This window comes from Gallaecimonas aegicerasi (assembly GCF_045291545.1).
Classification (GTDB): domain Bacteria; phylum Pseudomonadota; class Gammaproteobacteria; order Enterobacterales; family Gallaecimonadaceae; genus Gallaecimonas.
In genome coordinates, this window is sequence record NZ_CP149514.1 from 1,628,623 (window position 1) to 1,647,121 (window position 18,499).

At 55.9% G+C, this 18,499-nt stretch carries 18 protein-coding genes; 6 read left to right on the plus strand and 12 right to left on the minus strand.

The window, feature by feature from the left end; genetic code table 11:
- Position 1: 1 nt before the first annotated feature.
- Positions 2 to 568, plus strand: a complete 567-nt coding sequence (locus WDB70_RS07980) for an NAD(P)H-dependent oxidoreductase (RefSeq protein ID WP_406663177.1) — start codon at positions 2 to 4, stop codon at positions 566 to 568.
- Between the two features lie 24 nt (positions 569 to 592).
- Here the strand turns inward: WDB70_RS07980 and pntB are convergent, their stop codons facing one another.
- The 4 genes from pntB to cysB form a co-directional block, all read right to left on the minus strand.
- Positions 593 to 1,969, minus strand: coding sequence for a Re/Si-specific NAD(P)(+) transhydrogenase subunit beta (pntB, locus tag WDB70_RS07985; protein ID WP_406663179.1), 1,377 nt, complete (start codon positions 1,967 to 1,969; stop codon positions 593 to 595).
- Positions 1,970 to 1,973: 4 nt separating this feature from the next.
- Positions 1,974 to 3,497: a Re/Si-specific NAD(P)(+) transhydrogenase subunit alpha gene (locus WDB70_RS07990; RefSeq protein ID WP_406663181.1), complete on the minus strand. Its 1,524-nt coding sequence runs from the start codon at positions 3,495 to 3,497 to the stop codon at positions 1,974 to 1,976.
- A gap of 117 nt (positions 3,498 to 3,614) precedes the next feature.
- A complete protein-coding gene (locus WDB70_RS07995) occupies positions 3,615 to 4,301 on the minus strand; it encodes an alpha/beta fold hydrolase (protein ID WP_406663183.1) in 687 nt (228 codons plus the stop codon).
- 233 nt (positions 4,302 to 4,534) lie between these two features.
- On the minus strand, positions 4,535 to 5,509 hold the full coding sequence (gene cysB, locus WDB70_RS08000) for an HTH-type transcriptional regulator CysB (protein WP_406663185.1): 975 nt from the start codon (positions 5,507 to 5,509) through the stop codon (positions 4,535 to 4,537).
- Between the two features lie 139 nt (positions 5,510 to 5,648).
- Between cysB and WDB70_RS08005 the strand changes: the two genes are divergently transcribed.
- Complete coding sequence (locus tag WDB70_RS08005) at positions 5,649 to 6,425, plus strand: hypothetical protein (RefSeq protein ID WP_406663187.1); 777 nt, start codon at positions 5,649 to 5,651, stop codon at positions 6,423 to 6,425.
- Between the two features lie 71 nt (positions 6,426 to 6,496).
- Here WDB70_RS08005 and WDB70_RS08010 read toward each other — a convergent pair whose 3' ends face one another.
- Both WDB70_RS08010 and topA read right to left on the minus strand, forming a co-directional pair.
- Complete coding sequence (locus tag WDB70_RS08010) at positions 6,497 to 6,739, minus strand: hypothetical protein (RefSeq protein WP_406663189.1); 243 nt, start codon at positions 6,737 to 6,739, stop codon at positions 6,497 to 6,499.
- Positions 6,740 to 6,791: 52 nt separating this feature from the next.
- Positions 6,792 to 9,329, minus strand: coding sequence for a type I DNA topoisomerase (gene topA / locus WDB70_RS08015; protein WP_406663191.1), 2,538 nt, complete (start codon positions 9,327 to 9,329; stop codon positions 6,792 to 6,794).
- A gap of 223 nt (positions 9,330 to 9,552) precedes the next feature.
- Between topA and astB the strand changes: the two genes are divergently transcribed.
- A complete protein-coding gene (gene astB, locus WDB70_RS08020) occupies positions 9,553 to 10,893 on the plus strand; it encodes an N-succinylarginine dihydrolase (RefSeq protein ID WP_406663193.1) in 1,341 nt (446 codons plus the stop codon).
- An 84-nt stretch (positions 10,894 to 10,977) separates the two neighbouring features.
- Entirely contained in the window at positions 10,978 to 12,285 is a 1,308-nt protein-coding gene (locus WDB70_RS08025; protein ID WP_406663195.1) for a dicarboxylate/amino acid:cation symporter, read from the plus strand.
- A gap of 29 nt (positions 12,286 to 12,314) precedes the next feature.
- Here the strand turns inward: WDB70_RS08025 and WDB70_RS08030 are convergent, their stop codons facing one another.
- Positions 12,315 to 13,112, minus strand: coding sequence for a DUF3025 domain-containing protein (locus tag WDB70_RS08030; RefSeq protein WP_406663197.1), 798 nt, complete (start codon positions 13,110 to 13,112; stop codon positions 12,315 to 12,317).
- A 93-nt stretch (positions 13,113 to 13,205) separates the two neighbouring features.
- Between WDB70_RS08030 and WDB70_RS08035 the strand changes: the two genes are divergently transcribed.
- A complete protein-coding gene (locus tag WDB70_RS08035; RefSeq protein WP_406663199.1) occupies positions 13,206 to 13,952 on the plus strand; it encodes an HAD-IIA family hydrolase in 747 nt (248 codons plus the stop codon).
- Positions 13,953 to 13,967: 15 nt separating this feature from the next.
- Here the strand turns inward: WDB70_RS08035 and WDB70_RS08040 are convergent, their stop codons facing one another.
- Complete coding sequence (locus tag WDB70_RS08040) at positions 13,968 to 14,450, minus strand: glutathione peroxidase (protein WP_406663201.1); 483 nt, start codon at positions 14,448 to 14,450, stop codon at positions 13,968 to 13,970.
- 74 nt (positions 14,451 to 14,524) lie between these two features.
- On the opposite strand from WDB70_RS08040, the gene WDB70_RS08045 reads away from it, so the two are divergent.
- Positions 14,525 to 16,123, plus strand: a complete 1,599-nt coding sequence (locus WDB70_RS08045) for a cation:proton antiporter (protein WP_406663203.1) — start codon at positions 14,525 to 14,527, stop codon at positions 16,121 to 16,123.
- Here WDB70_RS08045 and WDB70_RS08050 read toward each other — a convergent pair.
- From WDB70_RS08050 to WDB70_RS08065, 4 genes are all read right to left on the minus strand, one after another.
- On the minus strand, positions 16,065 to 16,436 hold the full coding sequence (locus WDB70_RS08050) for a hypothetical protein (RefSeq protein WP_406663205.1): 372 nt from the start codon (positions 16,434 to 16,436) through the stop codon (positions 16,065 to 16,067). The genes WDB70_RS08045 and WDB70_RS08050 overlap by 59 nt on opposite strands.
- Positions 16,433 to 17,245, minus strand: coding sequence for a mechanosensitive ion channel family protein (locus WDB70_RS08055; RefSeq protein WP_406663207.1), 813 nt, complete (start codon positions 17,243 to 17,245; stop codon positions 16,433 to 16,435). Before WDB70_RS08055 ends, WDB70_RS08050 begins: the two co-directional genes overlap by 4 nt.
- Before the next feature lie 94 nt (positions 17,246 to 17,339).
- Positions 17,340 to 17,714 carry a hypothetical protein gene (locus tag WDB70_RS08060; RefSeq protein ID WP_406663209.1) on the minus strand — a complete coding sequence of 125 codons (375 nt, stop codon included), beginning with the start codon at positions 17,712 to 17,714 and terminating at the stop codon, positions 17,340 to 17,342.
- Positions 17,715 to 17,788: 74 nt separating this feature from the next.
- Positions 17,789 to 18,409, minus strand: a complete 621-nt coding sequence (locus tag WDB70_RS08065) for a trimeric intracellular cation channel family protein (RefSeq protein WP_406663211.1) — start codon at positions 18,407 to 18,409, stop codon at positions 17,789 to 17,791.
- Positions 18,410 to 18,499: the final 90 nt, after the last annotated feature.

The following is an 18,499-nucleotide window of genomic DNA, read 5'->3' on the forward strand; positions in this document are numbered from 1 at the left end:
CATGCCCCGGATATTAATGATTAGCGGCCACCCGGACCTCAGCCGCTCCCATACCAATCAGCGCATCATTGCCAATACCCAGGCCGCCCTGCCCGAGATGACAGTGCGGTGCCTGGAGCAACTCTACCCGGACGGCGTCATTGACGTAGCGGCTGAGCAAGCGGCGCTGCTGGCCGCCGATGTGGTGGTATTGCAGTTTCCCTTTTACTGGTATTCGGTGCCGGCCTTACTGAAAAAATGGCTGGATGAAGTACTGAGCTATGGCTTTGCCTACGGCAGCGAAGGCACCAAGCTGCAAGGCAAAAGCTTGCAACTGTCGCTGACCATCGGCGGCCCGGCGGAAGCCTACACGGCGCTGGGCTATAACCATTTCAGTATTGAGCAACTCTTGCGGCCGCTGGAACAAACCAGCTACCTGACTGGCATGCATTACGCGCCGCCGGTGTTCAGCCACGGCATGATTTACATCCCCGGCGTTTATAACAGTCTTGAGCTGGTACAGGCCCGCGCCGACGACCATGCCCAGCGGTTGGTAACGCAGCTGCAAAAGCTGCCAGCCAAGCAATAAAAAAGGCGCCTCACGGCGCCTTTTTCAGAGGGCTTTGAATATGGCTTCGACGCTGTGCTTGGCGTCACCGAACAGCATCGCGGCGTTATCCCGGAAAAAGAGCGGGTTCTGCACCCCGGCGTAACCGGTGTTCATGGAGCGCTTGAACACCACCACCTGCTTGGCTTTCCATACTTCCAGCACTGGCATGCCGGCAATGGGGCTGCCTGGATCTTCAGACGCCGCCGGATTCACGGTGTCATTAGCGCCGATCACCAGTACCACATCGGTGTCAGGGAAATCGTCATTGATTTCGTCCATTTCCAGCACGATGTCATAGGGCACCTTGGCTTCGGCCAGCAGTACGTTCATGTGCCCTGGCAAGCGCCCGGCTACCGGGTGAATACCAAAGCGAACCTGCACGCCTTTTTCCCGTAGCTGTGCGGTCAGCTCCGCAACCGGGTACTGCGCCTGCGCAACCGCCATGCCGTAACCGGGGGTAATGATCACCGAATCGGCATTTTTCAGCATGTCGGCCACATCTTCGGCGGTGACTTCCACATGCTCGCCTTCAACATCGTCACTACTGCTACCGCCATCCGTGCCGAAACCACCGGCGATCACCGAAATAAATGAGCGGTTCATGGCCTTGCACATGATGTACGACAGGATGGCACCACTGGAGCCAACCAGTGCCCCGGTGACAATCAGTAAATCATTACCGAGCATGAAGCCTGCGGCGGCGGCCGCCCAGCCGGAATAGGAGTTCAGCATCGAGATCACCACCGGCATATCGGCACCGCCGATGCTGGCAACCAGATGCCAGCCAAAGGCCAGCGCGATAACCGTCATCAGCAATAACCCGAAGCTGTCGTCACCGCCACTGGCAACAAAGCGCCACAGCAGGAATAGCGATACCAGCACCGCTGCCAGGTTGAGCTTGTGGCGGTGTGGCAGCATCAGCGCCTTGGATGCCAGCACGCCGCGCAATTTGCCAAAAGCCACAATCGAGCCGGTAAAAGTAACGGCACCGATAAAGATCCCGAGGAAAATCTCGGTAAGGTGAATACTGAGCATGGCGCCAGACAAAATGCCGTGCTCCAGCCAGGAGTTGTATCCCACCAGCACCGCCGCCAGACCGACAAAACTGTGCAATATGGCCACCAGCTCCGGCATTTGGGTCATTTCTACCCGCTGTGCCAGTTGCAGGCCAATGGCGGCACCAACCACCATGGCCACAATGATGTAACCCAGGCCACCGACGCTGGGGCTGAATATAGTTGCCAGCAAGGCAATGGCCATACCGATCATGCCCAGCATATTGCCGCGCTTAGCGCTTTCTTGCTTGGACAGCCCGGCTAAAGCGCCGATAAAACATAACGCCGCAACAATGTAGGCGGCACTTACCAGTCCCTGATTCATCCGCTTACCCCTTCTTGAACATTTTCAGCATGCGGCGAGTAACGGCAAAGCCGCCGACAATGTTGATGCTGGCAATCAGCACCGCCACAAATGCCAACAGTCCGGTCAAACCGCCGGAGCCAGCCTGCAAAAGTGCCCCAACCACAATGATGCCGCTGATGGCATTAGTAACCGACATCAGTGGCGTATGCAGGGAATGGGTGACGTTCCAGACCACGTAATATCCCACCACACAGGCCAGTACGAAGACCGTAAAGTGCGACAAGAACGCTGCTGGCGCGACGCTGGCCAGCCAGCCAAAGGCCGCCAGGCCGGCCCCCGCCAATACCCACTTGCGCCAGCGCGGAGCTGGCGGCGCCGGTTCGCTTGGTTGTGCCGGGGCGGCTTGCTCTTTGGCTTTGGGTGCTGCAGATACTTCAATGGGCGGCGGTGGGAAGGTGATCTCGGCGTCTTTGACCACCGTCATGTTGCGCTGCACCACATCATCAAAATCAATGTTGATGGTGCCGTCTTTGTCTTTACAAAGCAGCTTGGTGAGGTTGACCAGGTTAGTGGCATACAGCGTGGAGCTTTGCCCGGCCAGACGGCTGGCCAGGTCGGTGTAGCCGAGGATGATCACGCCATTATCGGACTTAAAGCGCTTGCCGGGTTTGGTCAGCTCACAGTTGCCGCCATTAGGTGCTGCCAGGTCAACAATCACCGAACCGGGTTTCATGGCTTTTACCATCTCGCGGGTGATCAGTTTCGGGGCGGGCTTACCCGGGATCAGCGCGGTGGTGATGATGATATCCACCTCTTTGGCCTGTTCCATGAACAGGGCCATTTCCGCGTCAATGAAGGCCTGGCTCATCTGCTTGGCATAGCCGTCGCTACTGCCGCCCTCTTCTTCGAGCTCCACTTCCAAAAACTCTGCGCCCATGGAATGGATCTGCTCTTTGACTTCCGGACGAGTGTCAAAGGCACGAACAATAGCGCCCAGACTGCCGGCCGCGCCAATGGCTGCCAGGCCCGCCACCCCGGCACCAATTACCAGTACCTTGGCGGGCGGCACTTTACCGGCCGCGGTGATTTGCCCGGTAAAAAAGTGGCCAAAGGCGTTTGCCGCCTCCACTACCGCCCGATAACCGGCAATATTGGCCATTGACGACAGTGCATCCAGCGACTGAGCACGGCTGATGCGCGGCACCATGTCCATCGCCAACGCCGTTACCTGCTGTTTTTTAAGGGCTTTAAGCCGATCAGGGTTTTGGGCTGGCTGCAACAGGCTGACCAGCGTTGCGCCTTTTTGCAGCTTGTTGATTTCGTCATCGTCCGGGGCGTTGACTTTATACACCAGCTCACATTGCCAGGGGTCGGCAATCACCGCGCCTGCGGCGGTGTAAGCGGCGTCATCAAAACTGGCGCCCTTGCCGGCACCTTTTTCTATCACCACTTCAAAACCAAGCTTGCGTAGCTCGGCGACTGACTTGGGGCTAGCCGCTACCCTGCTTTCACCCGGCAACGATTCTTTCGGTATGCCAATGCGCATGACTCCCTCCCTTTGGTCAAGCCCCGCAACTGCGACAACGGGCTCAAGGTTCTGATTTACTTATTAGATGTATCAGACCGCAGGGAGGGTAAGGCAAGCTTTTTCGTGTTTTTTTGGTTACTGAATGAGCTGCACCTGTAAGTCTGCCGTCTGGCTTTGCAGACCGAAGTGCCCCAAGGCAAAGGTATAACTGGCGTCTTCGTACCAGATGCTGGATGAGTGAATGCCATAAACCAGGCAAGTACCGGTAGAGCAGACCACTTCGTCCATGTAGCTCTTGATGGAGTACACCTTGTCAGCAAACACATTACCGTACAGATCGTTTAAAAACGGGCTGGATACTGACAGGCCATAAGTGCCGCAGGTACTGTTCCAGACGTTGTAGGGGTAAATGCCGCAACTGTATAAGCCACGAAAAGCACCGGCGATACCCACGAAGGTGTCGACCTGGCCACGAATACCCAGTTTGACAATCTGCTGTGCAGCCAGCGTGGCGCCCATGGAGTGGCCGATCACATCAATTTTGCCGGTACAGCTTTGTGCCAGCGCGGCGGTCATGGCCTGCCGCACCGGCACTTCTTCACTGCCGTCGTGGTTGTTACAGGCGGCACAGGTTTTTGAGCCCCAGTCCGGCAGGAATATTTCACTGCGGCTATACCCTGCCGCCAGCAAAGCGCTGAGTGTGTTGTCCCAACTGGCCGGCGTGGCGGTATTACCATGCACCAGCACCACCGCATCGTGGCAGGCGGCGTTGGCCACCATGGCCGTGGCCATGAGCAGCAGTCCAAGCAGTGTCTGTTTCATGTCGCAGTCCTTTTGTTATTAGTGTGTTGCTAATAACAGACTGGTCGCTTTTTAACCGCTTGGGTACAGCACTTTGGTACTACAAAAGAAACACCCGGCACAAGGCCGGGTGAAAGAGGCTTAGGACAGCTCAATGTCAGTTGCAATGAAGCACTCACGCTTCGAGTAAGACTATAGGCGCAACAGCCCAGCCACTTTTTGACCCAGATTAATAAAACGTTGCCCAGCACTGACTATTTCACCGGCAGTTTGATGCCCGTGAACAAGTCACTGACCAGGGTGCTATCGCGCAGGCGCAGCGCTTCGTCCACCAGCTCCCGGCTCAGGTGTGGCGCAAAGGCCTGAATAAAGTCATACATGTAGCCACGCAGGAAGCTGGATTTACGAAAGCCAATCTTGGTGGTGGATGACTGAAACAGGTGGCTGGCGTCAATGGCTACCAGGTCGCTGTCGATGTCAGGGTCGTAGGCCATGGTAGCAATCACACCAACACCAATGCCCAGGCGCACATAGGTTTTAATAACGTCCGTATCTGTCGCCGTAAAGACGATTTTCGGCTCTAGCCCTTTGCGGGCAAAGCCTTCATCGAGATCAGAACGGCCGGTAAAGCCAAACACATAGGTTACCAGCGAATAGGCAGCCAGATCCTCAATGCCGACCTGCGCCAAACTGGCCAGGGGATGACCTTTAGGCACCACAATGCTGCGGTTCCAGTGGTAGCACGGCAGCATGATCAGATCGTCATACAAATGCAGTGCTTCGGTGGCGATGGCAAAGTCGGCTTCACCGCGTACCACCGCTTCGGCGATCTGCGTCGGCGTTCCCTGGTGCATATGCAAAGACACTTTCGGGTAACGGTCGATAAACTGGCGGATCACCGCCGGCAGCGCATAACGGGCCTGGGTGTGGGTGGTAGCAATGTGCAGGCGGCCTTGGTCCGGCTGGGTGTGCTCGTCGGCCACGGCGCGAATGGCCTCGGCTTTATCCAGCATTTCTTCGGCAATAGCCAAAATACCCTGGCCGGCCGGGGTCACGTGCGTCAGGTGCTTGCCGGAGCGGCCGAAGATCTGCACTCCCAGCTCATCTTCAAGCAGCCGGACTTGCTTGGAAATACCCGGTTGCGAGGTATAAAGCCGCTCAGCCGTAGCAGATACATTAAGATTGTGGTTACGAACCTCGACGATATAACGCAGTTGTTGCAGCTTCATGGTGGCCCCAAGCAGTTATGCCATAAAGCTATAAGTTAGCGGAATGATATTCACTTTTGCAAATGATTGATACGCTATCGAAAACTGACTACATCCGATACACTGGTGACGGTTCGCCAAGGCGCAACGGGACGACAACATGACTTTATACATAGTGGCAGCAGTGATTGCTGTGTTGCTAGCGTTAATCATCGCTATCAATGCTGTCCAGCAACAACGACAAAAACAAGAAGCTGAACGCCGTCAGGAACTGGCTAAACAAAAAGCGATCATTGATGAAACAGAAGATCTGTTGCCGATTGCCGGCCAGATGCCCATTTCCAGCAAACTGATTGCTATGCTGCACGGCCGTCTGGCCGAAGCCCTGACGGCCGCCAGCGCCTTGGGCGTTGGCGACAGTGCCAAGATGAAAGCCCGCGCCGAAGACGCCCTCAAACAACAAAAAAAGGCGCTCGAAGCACACCGCCCCAGTGACGACAACATCCGACTGCCGGATAACGAAGTACAGATGGTTCGCCTGCTGCAGGCAGTAAAGCGGCTGATTGCCATTTTGCGTACCGAATTTAACCGCGGCAAAGTGGACCCGGAAACCTTTCGCCTGGAATCCGCGTTTTTGGATCGCATTCGCCTTAAAATCAATCTTGAGGGGCTGATCAACCGCGGTGTTTCCGCCAAGCTTATCAAACAGTTCGGCTCCGCCCGGCAGTTCTTGAACAAAGCCAAGCAGCTGGCCGCTCCGCATGCCCATCAGGATGGTTACCTGCAGGCAAAACTGGGTGACATCCAGATCCATCTGGATGAAATCAATCAGGCCAAAGGCGCCATGATGCCACCGGTGAAAGCGCCGCGGGCAGAAGGCGAGCCGCAGCAACCCGATGATATGGATTTGCTCTTCTCACCTAAGAAAAAATGGTAATAAAAAACGCCGCTTCAAGCGGCGTTTTTTTATTGACTTGCCAACGGGGAAACAGGCAAATAACAGTAAACTCAGACCATAGCCTGAAAGCGCCCAAAGCGAGCGCCACGCCACGAGGCTTTGGCCACTGAACAAAGGCCAGATGCCCACTTCCACCACGGCCAGTCAGCCCGGCCAGCGCAATTACGCCTGCCCAACTGGCTTCGGCGCGGTGTGAAGTGGCGTACCAGCCAGCCGGCAAGCCACCAGCAGCACAGCAGCATCACCGGTAACTCAGCCAGTTCAGCTACCCTATTACCTAGCCAGGACGCCATAACAACATCCTGCCCACAAAAAAGCCCGGTCAGTTGACCGGGCTTTTTTTCGTTACTTGCCGTTATCGACCCACTTGCCGTTCTCGTAGACCGCCATCCAGCCGGTCGCTTTGCCGTCTTTTTCCGACGCCACATACTGGCTCTTGGTCTTACGTGAAAACTTCACCACTGTGGGGTTGCCGTCTTTGTCCTTCACCGGCGCCTTGGCCAAGTACTTGAACTTCTCTGGCAAGCGCTCTTCAAAACGCTTCAGCTCGGCCACCTTCGGCGCCCTGGTTTCCCGTGATTTCGGGAAATTGCTGGCCGCCAGGAAAATACCCGCAGCGCCGTCACGCAAAACAAAGTGCGCGTCGGACTTCTCGCATGGCAATTCTGGCAACGGTACCGGATCCTCCTTGGGTGGTGCCACTTCACCGTTTTTAAGGATCTTACGGGTGTTTTTGCAATCGGCATTGGTGCAACCGAAATACTTGCCAAAGCGGCCGTTTTTCAGCTCCATATCGGCGCCGCACTTGTCACACTCGATCACTGGCCCGTCATAACCTTTGAGTTTGAACTCGCCGGCTTCGAGGATATAGCCGTCGCAATCAGGGTTGTTACCGCACACATGCAGCTTGCGCTTGGCATCAACCAGGTAGGAATCCATGGCGGTGTCGCATTTCGGACAACGTTTTTTCGCCAGCAGCGCGTTGGTTTCGCCTTCATCATCATCAACGTTGATGACCTCCTCACCCGGGATCAGGTTGATGGTGGTTTTACAGCGTTCTTTTGGCGGCAGGTTGTAGCCGGAGCAGCCCAGGAATACGCCGGTAGAGGCAGTGCGAATGCCCATCTGGCGGCCGCAGCTGGGGCACTCGATATCGGTCATCACCATGGCGTTGCCGCGCATGTGCTCTTCGGCATCGTCCAGGCGCTGTTTAAAGTCGCCATAGAACTCGTCCAGCACCCCGTGCCATTCGCGCTCGCCGTTGGCAATGGCGTCCAGCTCACCTTCCATGCGGGCGGTAAAGTCGTAACTGAGCAGGTTGGTGAAGTTTTCCACCAGCCGGTCATTGACAATTTCACCCATTTTTTCGGCATAGAAACGGCGGCTTTCGACCTTCACATAACCACGATCCTGGATGGTGGAAATGATGGATGCGTAGGTTGATGGCCGGCCAATGCCGCGTTTTTCCAGCTCCTTGACCAACGACGCTTCGGTAAAACGTGCCGGTGGTTTGGTGAAATGCTGCTTCGGATCCAGCGTCTCTAAGCGCAGGGCTTCACCAACCGTGACATTGGGCAATGACTGGTCGTCGTCTTTGCGCTTCATCGGCGTCTGGACGCGGGTCCAGCCATCAAAACGCTGTACCCGGCCCTTGGCCTTGAGCTGGTAGTCACCAGCGGTGGCCGTCAGTTGGGTAACGTCATAAACAGCGTTGGTCATCTGGCAGGCGACAAACTGACGCCAGATCAGTTCATACAAGCGCTGGGCATCACGTTCGACGCCGAGGTCTTCTGACTTGACGTGCACATCCGACGGGCGGATGGCTTCGTGCGCTTCCTGGGCGTTGGCTTTGGCCCCGTAGACCAGCGGATTGTCCGGCAGGTAACGGCTGCCAAACTGCTCACCGATATAGCCTCGCACCGCATCCACTGCTTCTTTTGACAGGTTGGTGGAGTCGGTACGCATATAGGTAATGTGGCCAGCTTCGTACAGACGCTGGGCCAGCATCATGGTTTTTTTCACCCCAAAGCCCAGGCGGGTACTGGCGGCCTGTTGCAGGGTTGAAGTAATAAAAGGCGCCGACGGCCGCGACTGGCTGGGCTTGTCTTCGCGATCACTGATTTGATAGCCAAGCTGCTTGAGGGCACTGACCGCGGCCATGGTTTGCTGTTCATTGACCGGCTTGAAAGCTTTGCCCTGATGGTGCGTCACCATCATTCTAAGCGCGCCTTCCTGGGCACTGAGGTCGGCATGAATGTCCCAGTACTCTTCCGGCGTGAAAGCGCGAATTTCCCGCTCCCGCTCGACAACCAGCCGCACCGCAACCGATTGCACCCGGCCAGCCGACAGGCCCCGGGCGATCTTTTTCCACAGCAGTGGCGAAACCATGTACCCCACGACCCGGTCGAGAAAACGACGCGCTTGCTGAGCATTGACCTTGTCAGTGCTGACGTGGCTGGGGTGCTCAAAAGCCTGGGCAATGGCATTTTTGGTGATTTCGTTGAATACCACCCGCTGGAACCGACTGTCATCACCGCCAATCAGTTCTTTGAGATGCCAGGCAATGGCCTCCCCTTCGCGGTCCAAATCCGTTGCCAGATAGACGTTATCGGCCTTTTCTGCCAGCGCTTTGAGCTCGGCCACCACCTTTTCTTTGCCGGGCAGTACTTCGTAATGCGCCTGCCAGTGGTTTTCCGGGTCCACACCCATACGCGCCACCAGCGGATTGCTGGCCGCATTTTTTTTGCCTTTATTACCGCTGCCGCTGGTGGGCAGATCGCGGATGTGGCCGATTGAAGATTTTACGATGAAGTCTTTGCCAAGGTATTTATTAATAGTTTTGGCCTTGGCGGGGGACTCCACGATCACCAGTGATTTAGCCATGTGCCTCTGAATTCGTTGATGGGCTGCCCTCGGGGAGGTGCCCATATATAGTGGTTTGCCAGGGCGGATGCAAGGCGCATTGGCCTCTGGCGGCTTTTTTCTAATTAATTCGACTTAACCGACATTTGCAAGCACAAGCCATTTTGTGATGATGCTATGGGTATAATGCAGCCAAGTCACCTACGCCCCGGTTCTGCCCGGGTACAAGACAAAGGAATAGGGCATGAAACATTTCGAAGTCAATTTTGATGGCCTGGTGGGCCCCACCCACAACTATGCTGGGCTGTCTTATGGCAACGTTGCTTCTGTCTCCAACGCCAAGAACGCCTCCAGCCCCAAGCAGGCCGCCAAACAAGGCCTGCAAAAGATGAAAGCCCTGCATGACATGGGCCTGGTACAAGGGGTGCTGGCACCGCAGGAGCGCCCGGATGTGGCCACCCTGCGCCGGCTGGGTTTTTCCGGCACCGATGCACAGGTGTTGGCTAAAGCGGCCAAACAGGCGCCGGCGATCCTGGCGGCTGTCTGCTCAGCCTCCAGTATGTGGACAGCCAATGCCGCAACAATTTCACCGTCTGCCGATACCCATGACGGCCGCGTGCACTTTACGCCAGCGAACCTGACCAACAAATTTCACCGCAGCCTGGAGCCAGCGGTAACCGGGCGCATTTTGCAGGCAGTATTTCCTGATGAGCACCATTTTTGCCACCACAAGCACCTGCCGGATAACGACCATTTTGGTGACGAAGGCGCCGCCAACCACACCCGTCTGTGCAGTGCCTATGGCAATGCCGGTGTTGAGCTGTTTGTTTACGGCCGCCAGGCCTTTAACCCCAACGCTCCGGCGCCAACCCGCTACCCGGCCCGGCAGACCCTGGAAGCCTCGACCGCCATCACGCGCCTGCACGGTCTGGATGACGACACTGTGGTATTTATGCAGCAAAATCCGGCGGTCATTGATGCGGGTGTGTTCCACAACGACGTGATCAGTGTCGGTAACCAGAACGTGCTGTTCTACCACGAGGACGCATTCCTGGATACCGAGGCTAAATTTGCCGAAATCCGCCGTAAATTCGGCGATCATCCGCTGCACTTTATTAAAGTGGGCCGCGAACAGGTCAGTGTTGCCGAGGCGGTAAAAACCTATCTGTTCAACACTCAGGTGGTTACCCTGCCCCACGGTGCCATGGCGATCATTGCCCCCACGGAGTGTCAGGAATCAGCCGCGGTCAACCGCTATCTGGCCGAGCTGGTGGAGCAGGACACGCCCATCAAGGAAGTACGCTACATGGATGTGAAACAATCCATGCGTAATGGCGGTGGCCCGGCTTGCCTGCGCCTGCGAGTCGCCCTCAATGACGAGGAGCTGGCGGCCACCAACAGCCGCTGCCTGCTTGATGACGGCCTGTACCAGCGGCTAAACAGCTGGATTGATAAACACTATCGCGATGAATTGCACGTCAGTGACCTTGCCGACCCGCAGCTCTTGCTGGAGAGCCGCCAGGCGCTGGATGAGCTGACTCAGCTGCTCAATCTCGGCAGTGTCTACCCCTTCCAGCGGGACTGACCGCACAACCCGGCTTCGGCCGGGTTTTTCATGGGCCGCATTAGCTGCTAGATTGTTTTGCGATTTTCACACTCTGGACAGCCCATGAATAATGAAAAAGGAAAACTGGGCCTGACTGCCCGCATTCTCATCGGTATGGTGCTGGGCTTTTTAGTCGGCATTGCGCTTCGTACTTTTGCCCCGGAATCCACCTTTGTCAGCACCTGGCTGACTAACGGTATTTTCCATGTTGGCGGCCAGCTGTTTATTGCGTCACTGAAAATGCTGGTGGTGCCGCTGGTGTTTGTATCGCTGGTGTGCGGCACGTGCTCGCTGTCAGATCCGGCCAAGCTCGGCCGCCTCGGCGGCAAAGCCATCAGTTTGTATCTGCTGACCACCGCCATCGCCATTACCCTGGCCATAGTGCTGGCCATGCTGGTTCAGCCCGGTGTTGGCCTTGATTTGCATTCCACCGCCAGCTTTGCTGCCGACAAGGCTCCAGCTCTTAGCGACATTTTTGCCCGGCTGGTGCCAGCCAATCCGTTCAAGGCCATGGTCGACGGCAATATGCTGCAGATCATCGTTTTTGCCGTCTTGTTCGGTATCGCCATAGCGCTGTCCGGGAAGGCCGGTGAGCGCATTGCCAAGCTGTTTACCGACTTCAATGAGGTGATCATGAAATTGGTCACCATTTTGATGAGCCTGGCCCCTTACGGGGTGTTTTTCCTGATGGCCAAGCTGTTTACCGACAAAGGCGTCAGTACCCTTGGTAGCCTGGGTAAATACTTCCTGCTGGTGTTAGTGGTGCTGTTTATCCACGCCTTTATCACCTACCCGGTCTTGCTGAAACTGCTGGCACGACTGAACCCGCTGATGTTCCTGAAAAAAATGCGCAACACCGCATTGTTCGCGTTTTCGACCGCCTCCAGCAATGCCACCATTCCGATCACCTTGGAAACCGTCACCAAGAAAATGGGGGCGCAAAATAGCATTGCCTCGTTCACCATTCCGCTGGGCGCCACCATCAATATGGATGGCACCGCTATCATGCAGGGGGTGGCCACCGTCTTTATTGCCCAGGTGTACGGCATTGACCTGCATTTAAGTGATTACTTGATGGTGATCCTCACCGCTACGCTGGCTTCTATCGGTACCGCCGGTGTACCCGGGGTCGGCCTCATTATGCTGGCCATGGTACTCAACCAGGTGAACCTGCCGGTTGAAGGCATTGGCCTGATCATGGGGGTTGATAGGTTACTGGACATGACCCGTACCGCCGTCAATGTCACCGGCGATTCCATGGTGACCATGATTGTGGCCAAGTCCGAAGGAGAGCTGGACGAGACAGTTTTCAATGACCCGGATGCCGCCCGCCAGGAAGAGGAAATACACATCACCGGCCACCAAAGCTGACTCAGTAAAGGCGCCGACAGGCGCCTTTTTTAATACTGTAACGCCGTTCGGGGCCGCTGCAGCGGCCGAAAGTAATCGCGGTTGTCATAAAACGCGGCCTGGCGGTTGGCTGGCCACCAGTGCGGTATGCCTAATACCGGTAACGGCGACAGCCGTGTTTTATCGGCCAGCACATCGGCTGCCAGCAACGCCGCCAGGTGCTCATCCAGCCAGGCCAGCTGCTGCGCGGCCGGCCAGTCAAAAAAAGCATGTTTGACCTGCACTGGCAGCATTTTCCCGGTTAGCCCCAGATAAGGCGTTAACAGCTGCTCATAAATGGCATGGCCAAAAACCATGGCACTGATGCTTTTCCCCCAGCGGCCCCGCTCGGTAACAAAAGCCTGCTGCCACTGGTGCTGGCGCAAAGCTTCCAGCAGCGCCGTATCACTACTCAACACCAGTACCCCGCACTCATCAAACAGCGTCAGGGTGTCACGGCGCAGTGTTCGTGGGTGCAGACCATGGCGGTTGATGTCGGCGACATGCTGGCGATTAATGGCCGCCTTTGCCTGCGGAAAACGTGCCCAGGTCAGCGCGTTAAAAAGATCATGCCAGTTGTCAGCCCGGGTCGGTACCTGACCACTATCCCAGATATGCTGTTCGTAAGCGCTGGGAGCAACTTGGTGGCAAAAACGCAGCGGCCAGCCACTGGCCGTCTGTGTTGTTGCCGGTAGCCAGTGGCTCAGGGTGTCAGCATTTGGAAAATGGCTGCACTCGGCCAAGGCAAACTGCTCAGCCAGTTCAGCAAAAGGCGGTTGCCGCCAGATATCAGTACGCCAGTGATTCACGGTTGCTATTGTCAGGAAAAATGGCCGGCAGTGTAGCAACTGTGGCGGTTTTTCTGGTATCACTGAACACCACTTTTACCATTAATAGCCCCCATGAAGAACATCATCTGCGATATTGACGGCGTTTTGATGCACGACAACACAGCCGTGCCCGGTGCCAAGGATTTTATTGCCAGAGTATTAGAACAGGGTAACCCGCTGGTCCTGCTGACCAACTACCCATCGCAAACAGCCAGGGATCTGCACAACCGTCTGGCGGCAGCCGGCATTAACGTACCGGAAGAGCATTTTTATACCTCAGCCATGGCCACGGCTGATTTCTTACGCCGCCAGGAAGGCAGCAAGGCCTATGTGATTGGCGAAGGGGCACTGACCCATGAGCTCTATAAAATTGGCTTTACCATTACCGACATCAACCCGGATTTTGTGATCCTGGGGGAAACCCGCAGCTACAACTGGGAAATGATCCACAAAGCCTCACGCTTTGTAGCCAACGGAGCCCGCTTTATTGCCACCAACCCTGACCACTGCGGCCCTAACCAAAGCCCCGGTTGTGGCGCCCTGTGTGCCCCCATTGAGCGGATCACCGGCAAGCAGCCGTTTTATGTGGGCAAACCGTCCAGCTGGATTGTGCGCTCAGCACTGAACCACATTAACGCCCACTCCGAAAACACGGTGATCATCGGTGACAACCTGCGTACCGATATCCTCGCCGGTTTTCAGGCCGGGCTGGAAACCATACTGGTGCTGTCAGGGGTTTCCCGTCAGGACGATATTGCCCTGATGCCCTTTCGCCCCAACCATGTGTTTGCCGACGTGGCCAGCATTGACATCCTCTGAGCGCCACTGAACGGTTTAGTGACCCGGCAGCAGCTGTTCAATCACGCTTTTTAAGCGGCTCGGCTTGGTGCGTGGCGCATAGCGGCGCACCTGGCCGTCCGGGCTCACCAGAAACTTGGTGAAGTTCCACTTCACTGCCCGCGACCCCATGACACCGGGAGCATGGCCTTTTAGCCACTGGTAGAGCGGATGAGCGTTAGGGCCATTGACCAAGGTCTTGGCAAACATCGGAAAAGTGATCTGATAGTGGCTGTCACAAAAGGCGCCAATGGCCTTAGCATCGTCCGGCTCTTGACGCATAAACTGGTTGCAGGGAAAGCCCATAATCACCAGCCCCTGTTCGTGGTACTGCTCATGCAGTTGTTGCAACTCTTGATACTGGGGGGTAAAGCCACATTCGCTGGCGGTATTGACGATCAACCATAATTTGTTCTGATAGTCGTTAATATTGACTTCGGTGCCATTTAATAAGGTCAGAGACATGTCCTTAGGCTGCATGTTGTCCTCTGTAACGCGTTGATAAACAGATATTGTTATGATGATGAAAATCATCGCAGGAAACCATGACAGTTATGAGTGCCGCTTTCATCGCACTGGCGTTTTTTTTCGGCTTGTTGATCAGTCGGGTTGGCCTGCCGCCCATGGTGGGCTACTTGCTGGCCGGGTTTGCCTTGCATGCGGTGGGGGTACAAACACCCAGTAACCTGCACCAGATAGCGGATCTGGGGGTCACACTGTTGCTGTTCAGCATCGGTTTGAAGCTGAAAATCAAAACCCTGCTGAAACCGGAGATCTGGGGCGCTGCCAGCATCCACATGTTGGCGACAATTGTCATTTTTGCCCTGCTGTTAAGCAGTGCGGCGGCCGCTGGCCTACTGGCCGGTGACGCCAAAACCACCGTTATTGTTGCCTTTGCCCTGGCCTTTTCCTCAACGGTTTTTACCATCAAGGTGCTGGAAGAAAAAGGTGACACCAGTTCGCTATATGGCCGCCTGGCTATTGGCATTCTGGTTACCCAGGATATCTTTGCGGTGCTGTTTTTGAGCCTGGCTCAGGGCAAGATCCCTGCCTGGTGGGCACCGGCATTATTGCTGCTGCCCGTATTGCGGCCAGTGATCTATAAGCTGCTGGACTGGTGTGGGAATGCCGAGTTGCAAAGCCTGGCCGGGTTGGTGCTGGCACTGGTTGGCGGCGTGGCACTGTTTGATGCCGCCGGCCTCAAGCCGGATCTGGGTGCCCTGCTGATGGGCATGCTGGTTGCCGGCCATAGCCGCGCAGATGCCATCTCCAAGACCTTGTTTAACCTCAAGGAACTGTTGCTGGTAGGGTTTTTCCTGACCATTGGCCTCAATGGCTTGCCCAGCCTGTCGATGCTGGTGATGGCGCTACTGCTGGTATTGATCCTGCCTGTAAAGGTTTGGCTGTACTTCTGGGTGCTGAGCCGCTTCGGGCTGCGTATTCGTACCGGTGTGCTGGCGGCGTTGTCACTGGCCACCTATTCCGAGTTTGGCTTGATTGTGGTGGCTCTGGGCGCCAAAGAAGGGCTGGTGCCGCCGCAATGGCTGACCATTATCGCCATCGCCCTGTCCCTGTCTTTTGCCGTGTCAGCGGTACTGAACAATTACGCCGAAGGGGTCTACCGCTGGGCTTTACCGATGCTCACCCGCTTCGAAAAACGCCGCCTGCACCCGGATGATGCACCGGTCGATATTGGCGGCGCCCGGGTGCTGATTTTCGGTATGGGCCGCCTTGGTACTGGCGCCTACGATCACCTGCACGCTGAGTATGGCAGCGGCGTATTGGGCATTGACCATGCCGCCGACCGCGTTATCGAGCACCAGCAGCAAGGGCGCAACACCATTGTGGGTGACGCCACCGATTCTGATTTTTGGTCAAAGATACGCCACGACGACGCGCTGGAGCTGGTGTTGCTGGCCATGCCCAACCACCACGGTAACCTGTTCGCAGCCAACTCCCTGAAAGAACGCGGCTACACCGGCAAAGTGGCGGCGGTTGCCAAGTTCCAAGAAGAAGCCGACGAGCTTCGGGAGTTGGGTATTGAGGTCTTCAACATCTTTGAAGAAGCCGGGGCCGGTTTTGCCCGCCACGTTCTTAATATTTCACGCCTGGGTCCTGAACGGCCGAGTCGTCAACAGCCGTTACCGCTGTAATGCGAAACGGTGTGCCCCACTGCTGAGCGGTCATGGTGCCTGCTGCCGGCTGGCCGGTGACCGTCATCTGTAGGCCGTTACGCTGGTATTGCTGGTCCAGCGCCAAGGGCAGCCAACGCCGCCCCTGGGCATCGACCAGGCCATAAAAGCCCCCTTCCAGAGGCTGGTAAACCACCTTCACCTTGAGCGTCAGCATCACTTGCACGGCTTTCTCCTTGACCGGTTGCGCACTGTCAGGGCGCGCCACCGGAGCCGGCGGCTGACTGCAGGCACTGAGCAGTAGCGCCGGTAATATCAGGGCAATGTTTTTCATGACAGTGATTTCCATAGCGCCACACCGGGGCTGGCGGGCGTCATCTGATGGCTTTGTAAACACTGATACAGCGCCAGATTCAGTGCCATTCGCTGTTGATGATAGTGGCTGGTTTGTAACCAGGCACGCACCATTAACTGCACTCCCATTGGCGTGAAGGCATCAATACCTACCTGCCACTGGGTCAGTGCCTGTTCACCCAACATGGCCTGCAAAACCGCAATGGCCTCGTTCGGATCGCTGCCCTGTGGCAACAGTAAGGTCGTTTCCGCCAGGCGGTATTGCTGTGAGTTATGAAAGATTTCTCCCAGCACCTTGCGATTGGGAATATAAATGCGCTCGCCGTCTTCATTGACCAGGACCGTCTGCGCCAGGTTAATGGCTTCAACCTGGCCGTCACGGCCCTGAATGTGCAGGGTGTCCCCCACCACAAAGGGGCGAGTCAGGATCAGTGCCAGGCCAGCACCATAGTTAGAAACAGGCCCCTGCACAGCGAGGCTCAGGCCAAAGGTGGCGGCACCAATAGCAGCAATCAGTGGGCTGATGGTAATGCCCAGCTTGCTGGCCGCCATCACCAGGAAAAAGGCCAGCAGAACCAGCCGCGCCAGGTTAGAGAAAAAACGCACCAGAGTGGGATCCCAGTGCCGTTTATCACCCAGGCGTTTCACACTGCGGCCCAGCCAGCCGGCCAGTAACCACCCCAGCAAGATGGTCAATAAAGCGCCAACCAGCTGAAAACCGTAGTTGGTCAGAAAGTTAACCACCTGGGTGGTGAGTTTTTGCAGCAGTTGAACTTGATCGTCGAGCATGGCCCGGTTCCAAAGCGGTGACTATGGTTTTACTGTGCCAGCAAAGTACAAAAATGTCCTTAGTTGGCGACATCTTTGCACCCACCCATAACAGCTATTTCAATAACCCGATAAGGGATACCCCGATAGAGGTAGCGGCCAGTATGCTGGAAATGATTAGCGCCCACTTAGCCTGTTGAGACGCTTTGAGAGAGGACGCTCTGGCTTCCTTGAGTTCGGTGTATTCGAGGAGGCGGAATTTATCGTTTACCGTGAAGTAAATATCAACCGTTTCGTATTGTCCAGAAAGAAAGTGACGTGGAGTTTGAGATTGATAAAACAGTTGACCATAGGCAATTTGCCGCCTAATGGACTCAACTAACTCCAGTTTACCGTCGATCTGCAATTCGTCCATTAGCTCGTTGAACTTGAAAACCTGCTTTTGTTCAGCAAACTTCAACGCCCTGATATAGAGATCGTCTTCTTGCATATCCCTTGCCCTTCGGTTGCATAAGTCTCGCTCAGTATGAGCCTTTCCAAGCACCGTTAACACTTTACGGTTATTCAATCATGCTCTGGGTGGTGATACTGAAACACCGGCAGTCCCAGCCGGTAACGCAGGGCCACTAAGCGCATACCAAAGCCGCACACCAGCGTTACCAGTGTTGCTGCCAGCACTGCAGCACCCATGGCGATCAGCGCCAGATATAGCACCGCCGAGGCCAGCGCCACACCTGCATAAAGCTCTTTTTGGAACACCAGCGGAATACGGTTACAGAGCATGTCACGCAAAATACCGCCAAAGACGCCGGTGATCACCGCTGAAATAACCGCTATGGCCGGGCCAAAACCCATCGACAACGCCACTTTGACACCGATGATAGAAAACACCACCAGCCCCAGAGCATCGAGCAGTAAAAAGACTTTACGCAGCCGCGGCATCAGCGGTGCCATCCAGGTGGCCAGTAAGGCCGCGGCGCAAACAATGCCGATATACTGCGGGTGCGCTACCCAGGTCAGCGGATAATGGCCCAGCAACATATCGCGCAATGAGCCACCACCGATGGCTGTAACACTGGCAATGATCATCACACCGAACAGATCCATACTGCGACGCCCAGCAGCCAGGGCGCCGGTCATGGCTTCAGCCGTGATTCCGATAATGTAAAGTACAGTGAGCAGCATGGTCAGCTCCAGTGTCAGTTTCTGGCGGCATTATAGGCAGCAGCAGCACAGGATACACCTGACCTTTTTTGCTATTACGGATTAATTTAG

Coding starts and splice junctions, on each gene's coding strand:
- WDB70_RS08045 (WP_406663203.1), top strand. CDS start 14,525: ATGAGTGCCGCTTTCATCGCACTGGCGTTTTTTTTCGGCTTGTTGATC.
- WDB70_RS08025 (WP_406663195.1), top strand. CDS start 10,978: ATGAATAATGAAAAAGGAAAACTGGGCCTGACTGCCCGCATTCTCATC.
- topA (WP_406663191.1), bottom strand. CDS start 9,329: ATGGCTAAATCACTGGTGATCGTGGAGTCCCCCGCCAAGGCCAAAACT.
- astB (WP_406663193.1), top strand. CDS start 9,553: ATGAAACATTTCGAAGTCAATTTTGATGGCCTGGTGGGCCCCACCCAC.
- WDB70_RS07990 (WP_406663181.1), bottom strand. CDS start 3,497: ATGCGCATTGGCATACCGAAAGAATCGTTGCCGGGTGAAAGCAGGGTA.
- WDB70_RS08010 (WP_406663189.1), bottom strand. CDS start 6,739: ATGGCGTCCTGGCTAGGTAATAGGGTAGCTGAACTGGCTGAGTTACCG.
- WDB70_RS08050 (WP_406663205.1), bottom strand. CDS start 16,436: ATGAAAAACATTGCCCTGATATTACCGGCGCTACTGCTCAGTGCCTGC.
- WDB70_RS08035 (WP_406663199.1), top strand. CDS start 13,206: ATGAAGAACATCATCTGCGATATTGACGGCGTTTTGATGCACGACAAC.
- WDB70_RS08040 (WP_406663201.1), bottom strand. CDS start 14,450: ATGCAGCCTAAGGACATGTCTCTGACCTTATTAAATGGCACCGAAGTC.
- WDB70_RS08055 (WP_406663207.1), bottom strand. CDS start 17,245: ATGCTCGACGATCAAGTTCAACTGCTGCAAAAACTCACCACCCAGGTG.
- WDB70_RS07980 (WP_406663177.1), top strand. CDS start 2: ATGCCCCGGATATTAATGATTAGCGGCCACCCGGACCTCAGCCGCTCC.
- pntB (WP_406663179.1), bottom strand. CDS start 1,969: ATGAATCAGGGACTGGTAAGTGCCGCCTACATTGTTGCGGCGTTATGT.
- WDB70_RS08065 (WP_406663211.1), bottom strand. CDS start 18,409: ATGCTGCTCACTGTACTTTACATTATCGGAATCACGGCTGAAGCCATG.
- cysB (WP_406663185.1), bottom strand. CDS start 5,509: ATGAAGCTGCAACAACTGCGTTATATCGTCGAGGTTCGTAACCACAAT.
- WDB70_RS08060 (WP_406663209.1), bottom strand. CDS start 17,714: ATGCAAGAAGACGATCTCTATATCAGGGCGTTGAAGTTTGCTGAACAA.
- WDB70_RS08005 (WP_406663187.1), top strand. CDS start 5,649: ATGACTTTATACATAGTGGCAGCAGTGATTGCTGTGTTGCTAGCGTTA.
- WDB70_RS07995 (WP_406663183.1), bottom strand. CDS start 4,301: ATGAAACAGACACTGCTTGGACTGCTGCTCATGGCCACGGCCATGGTG.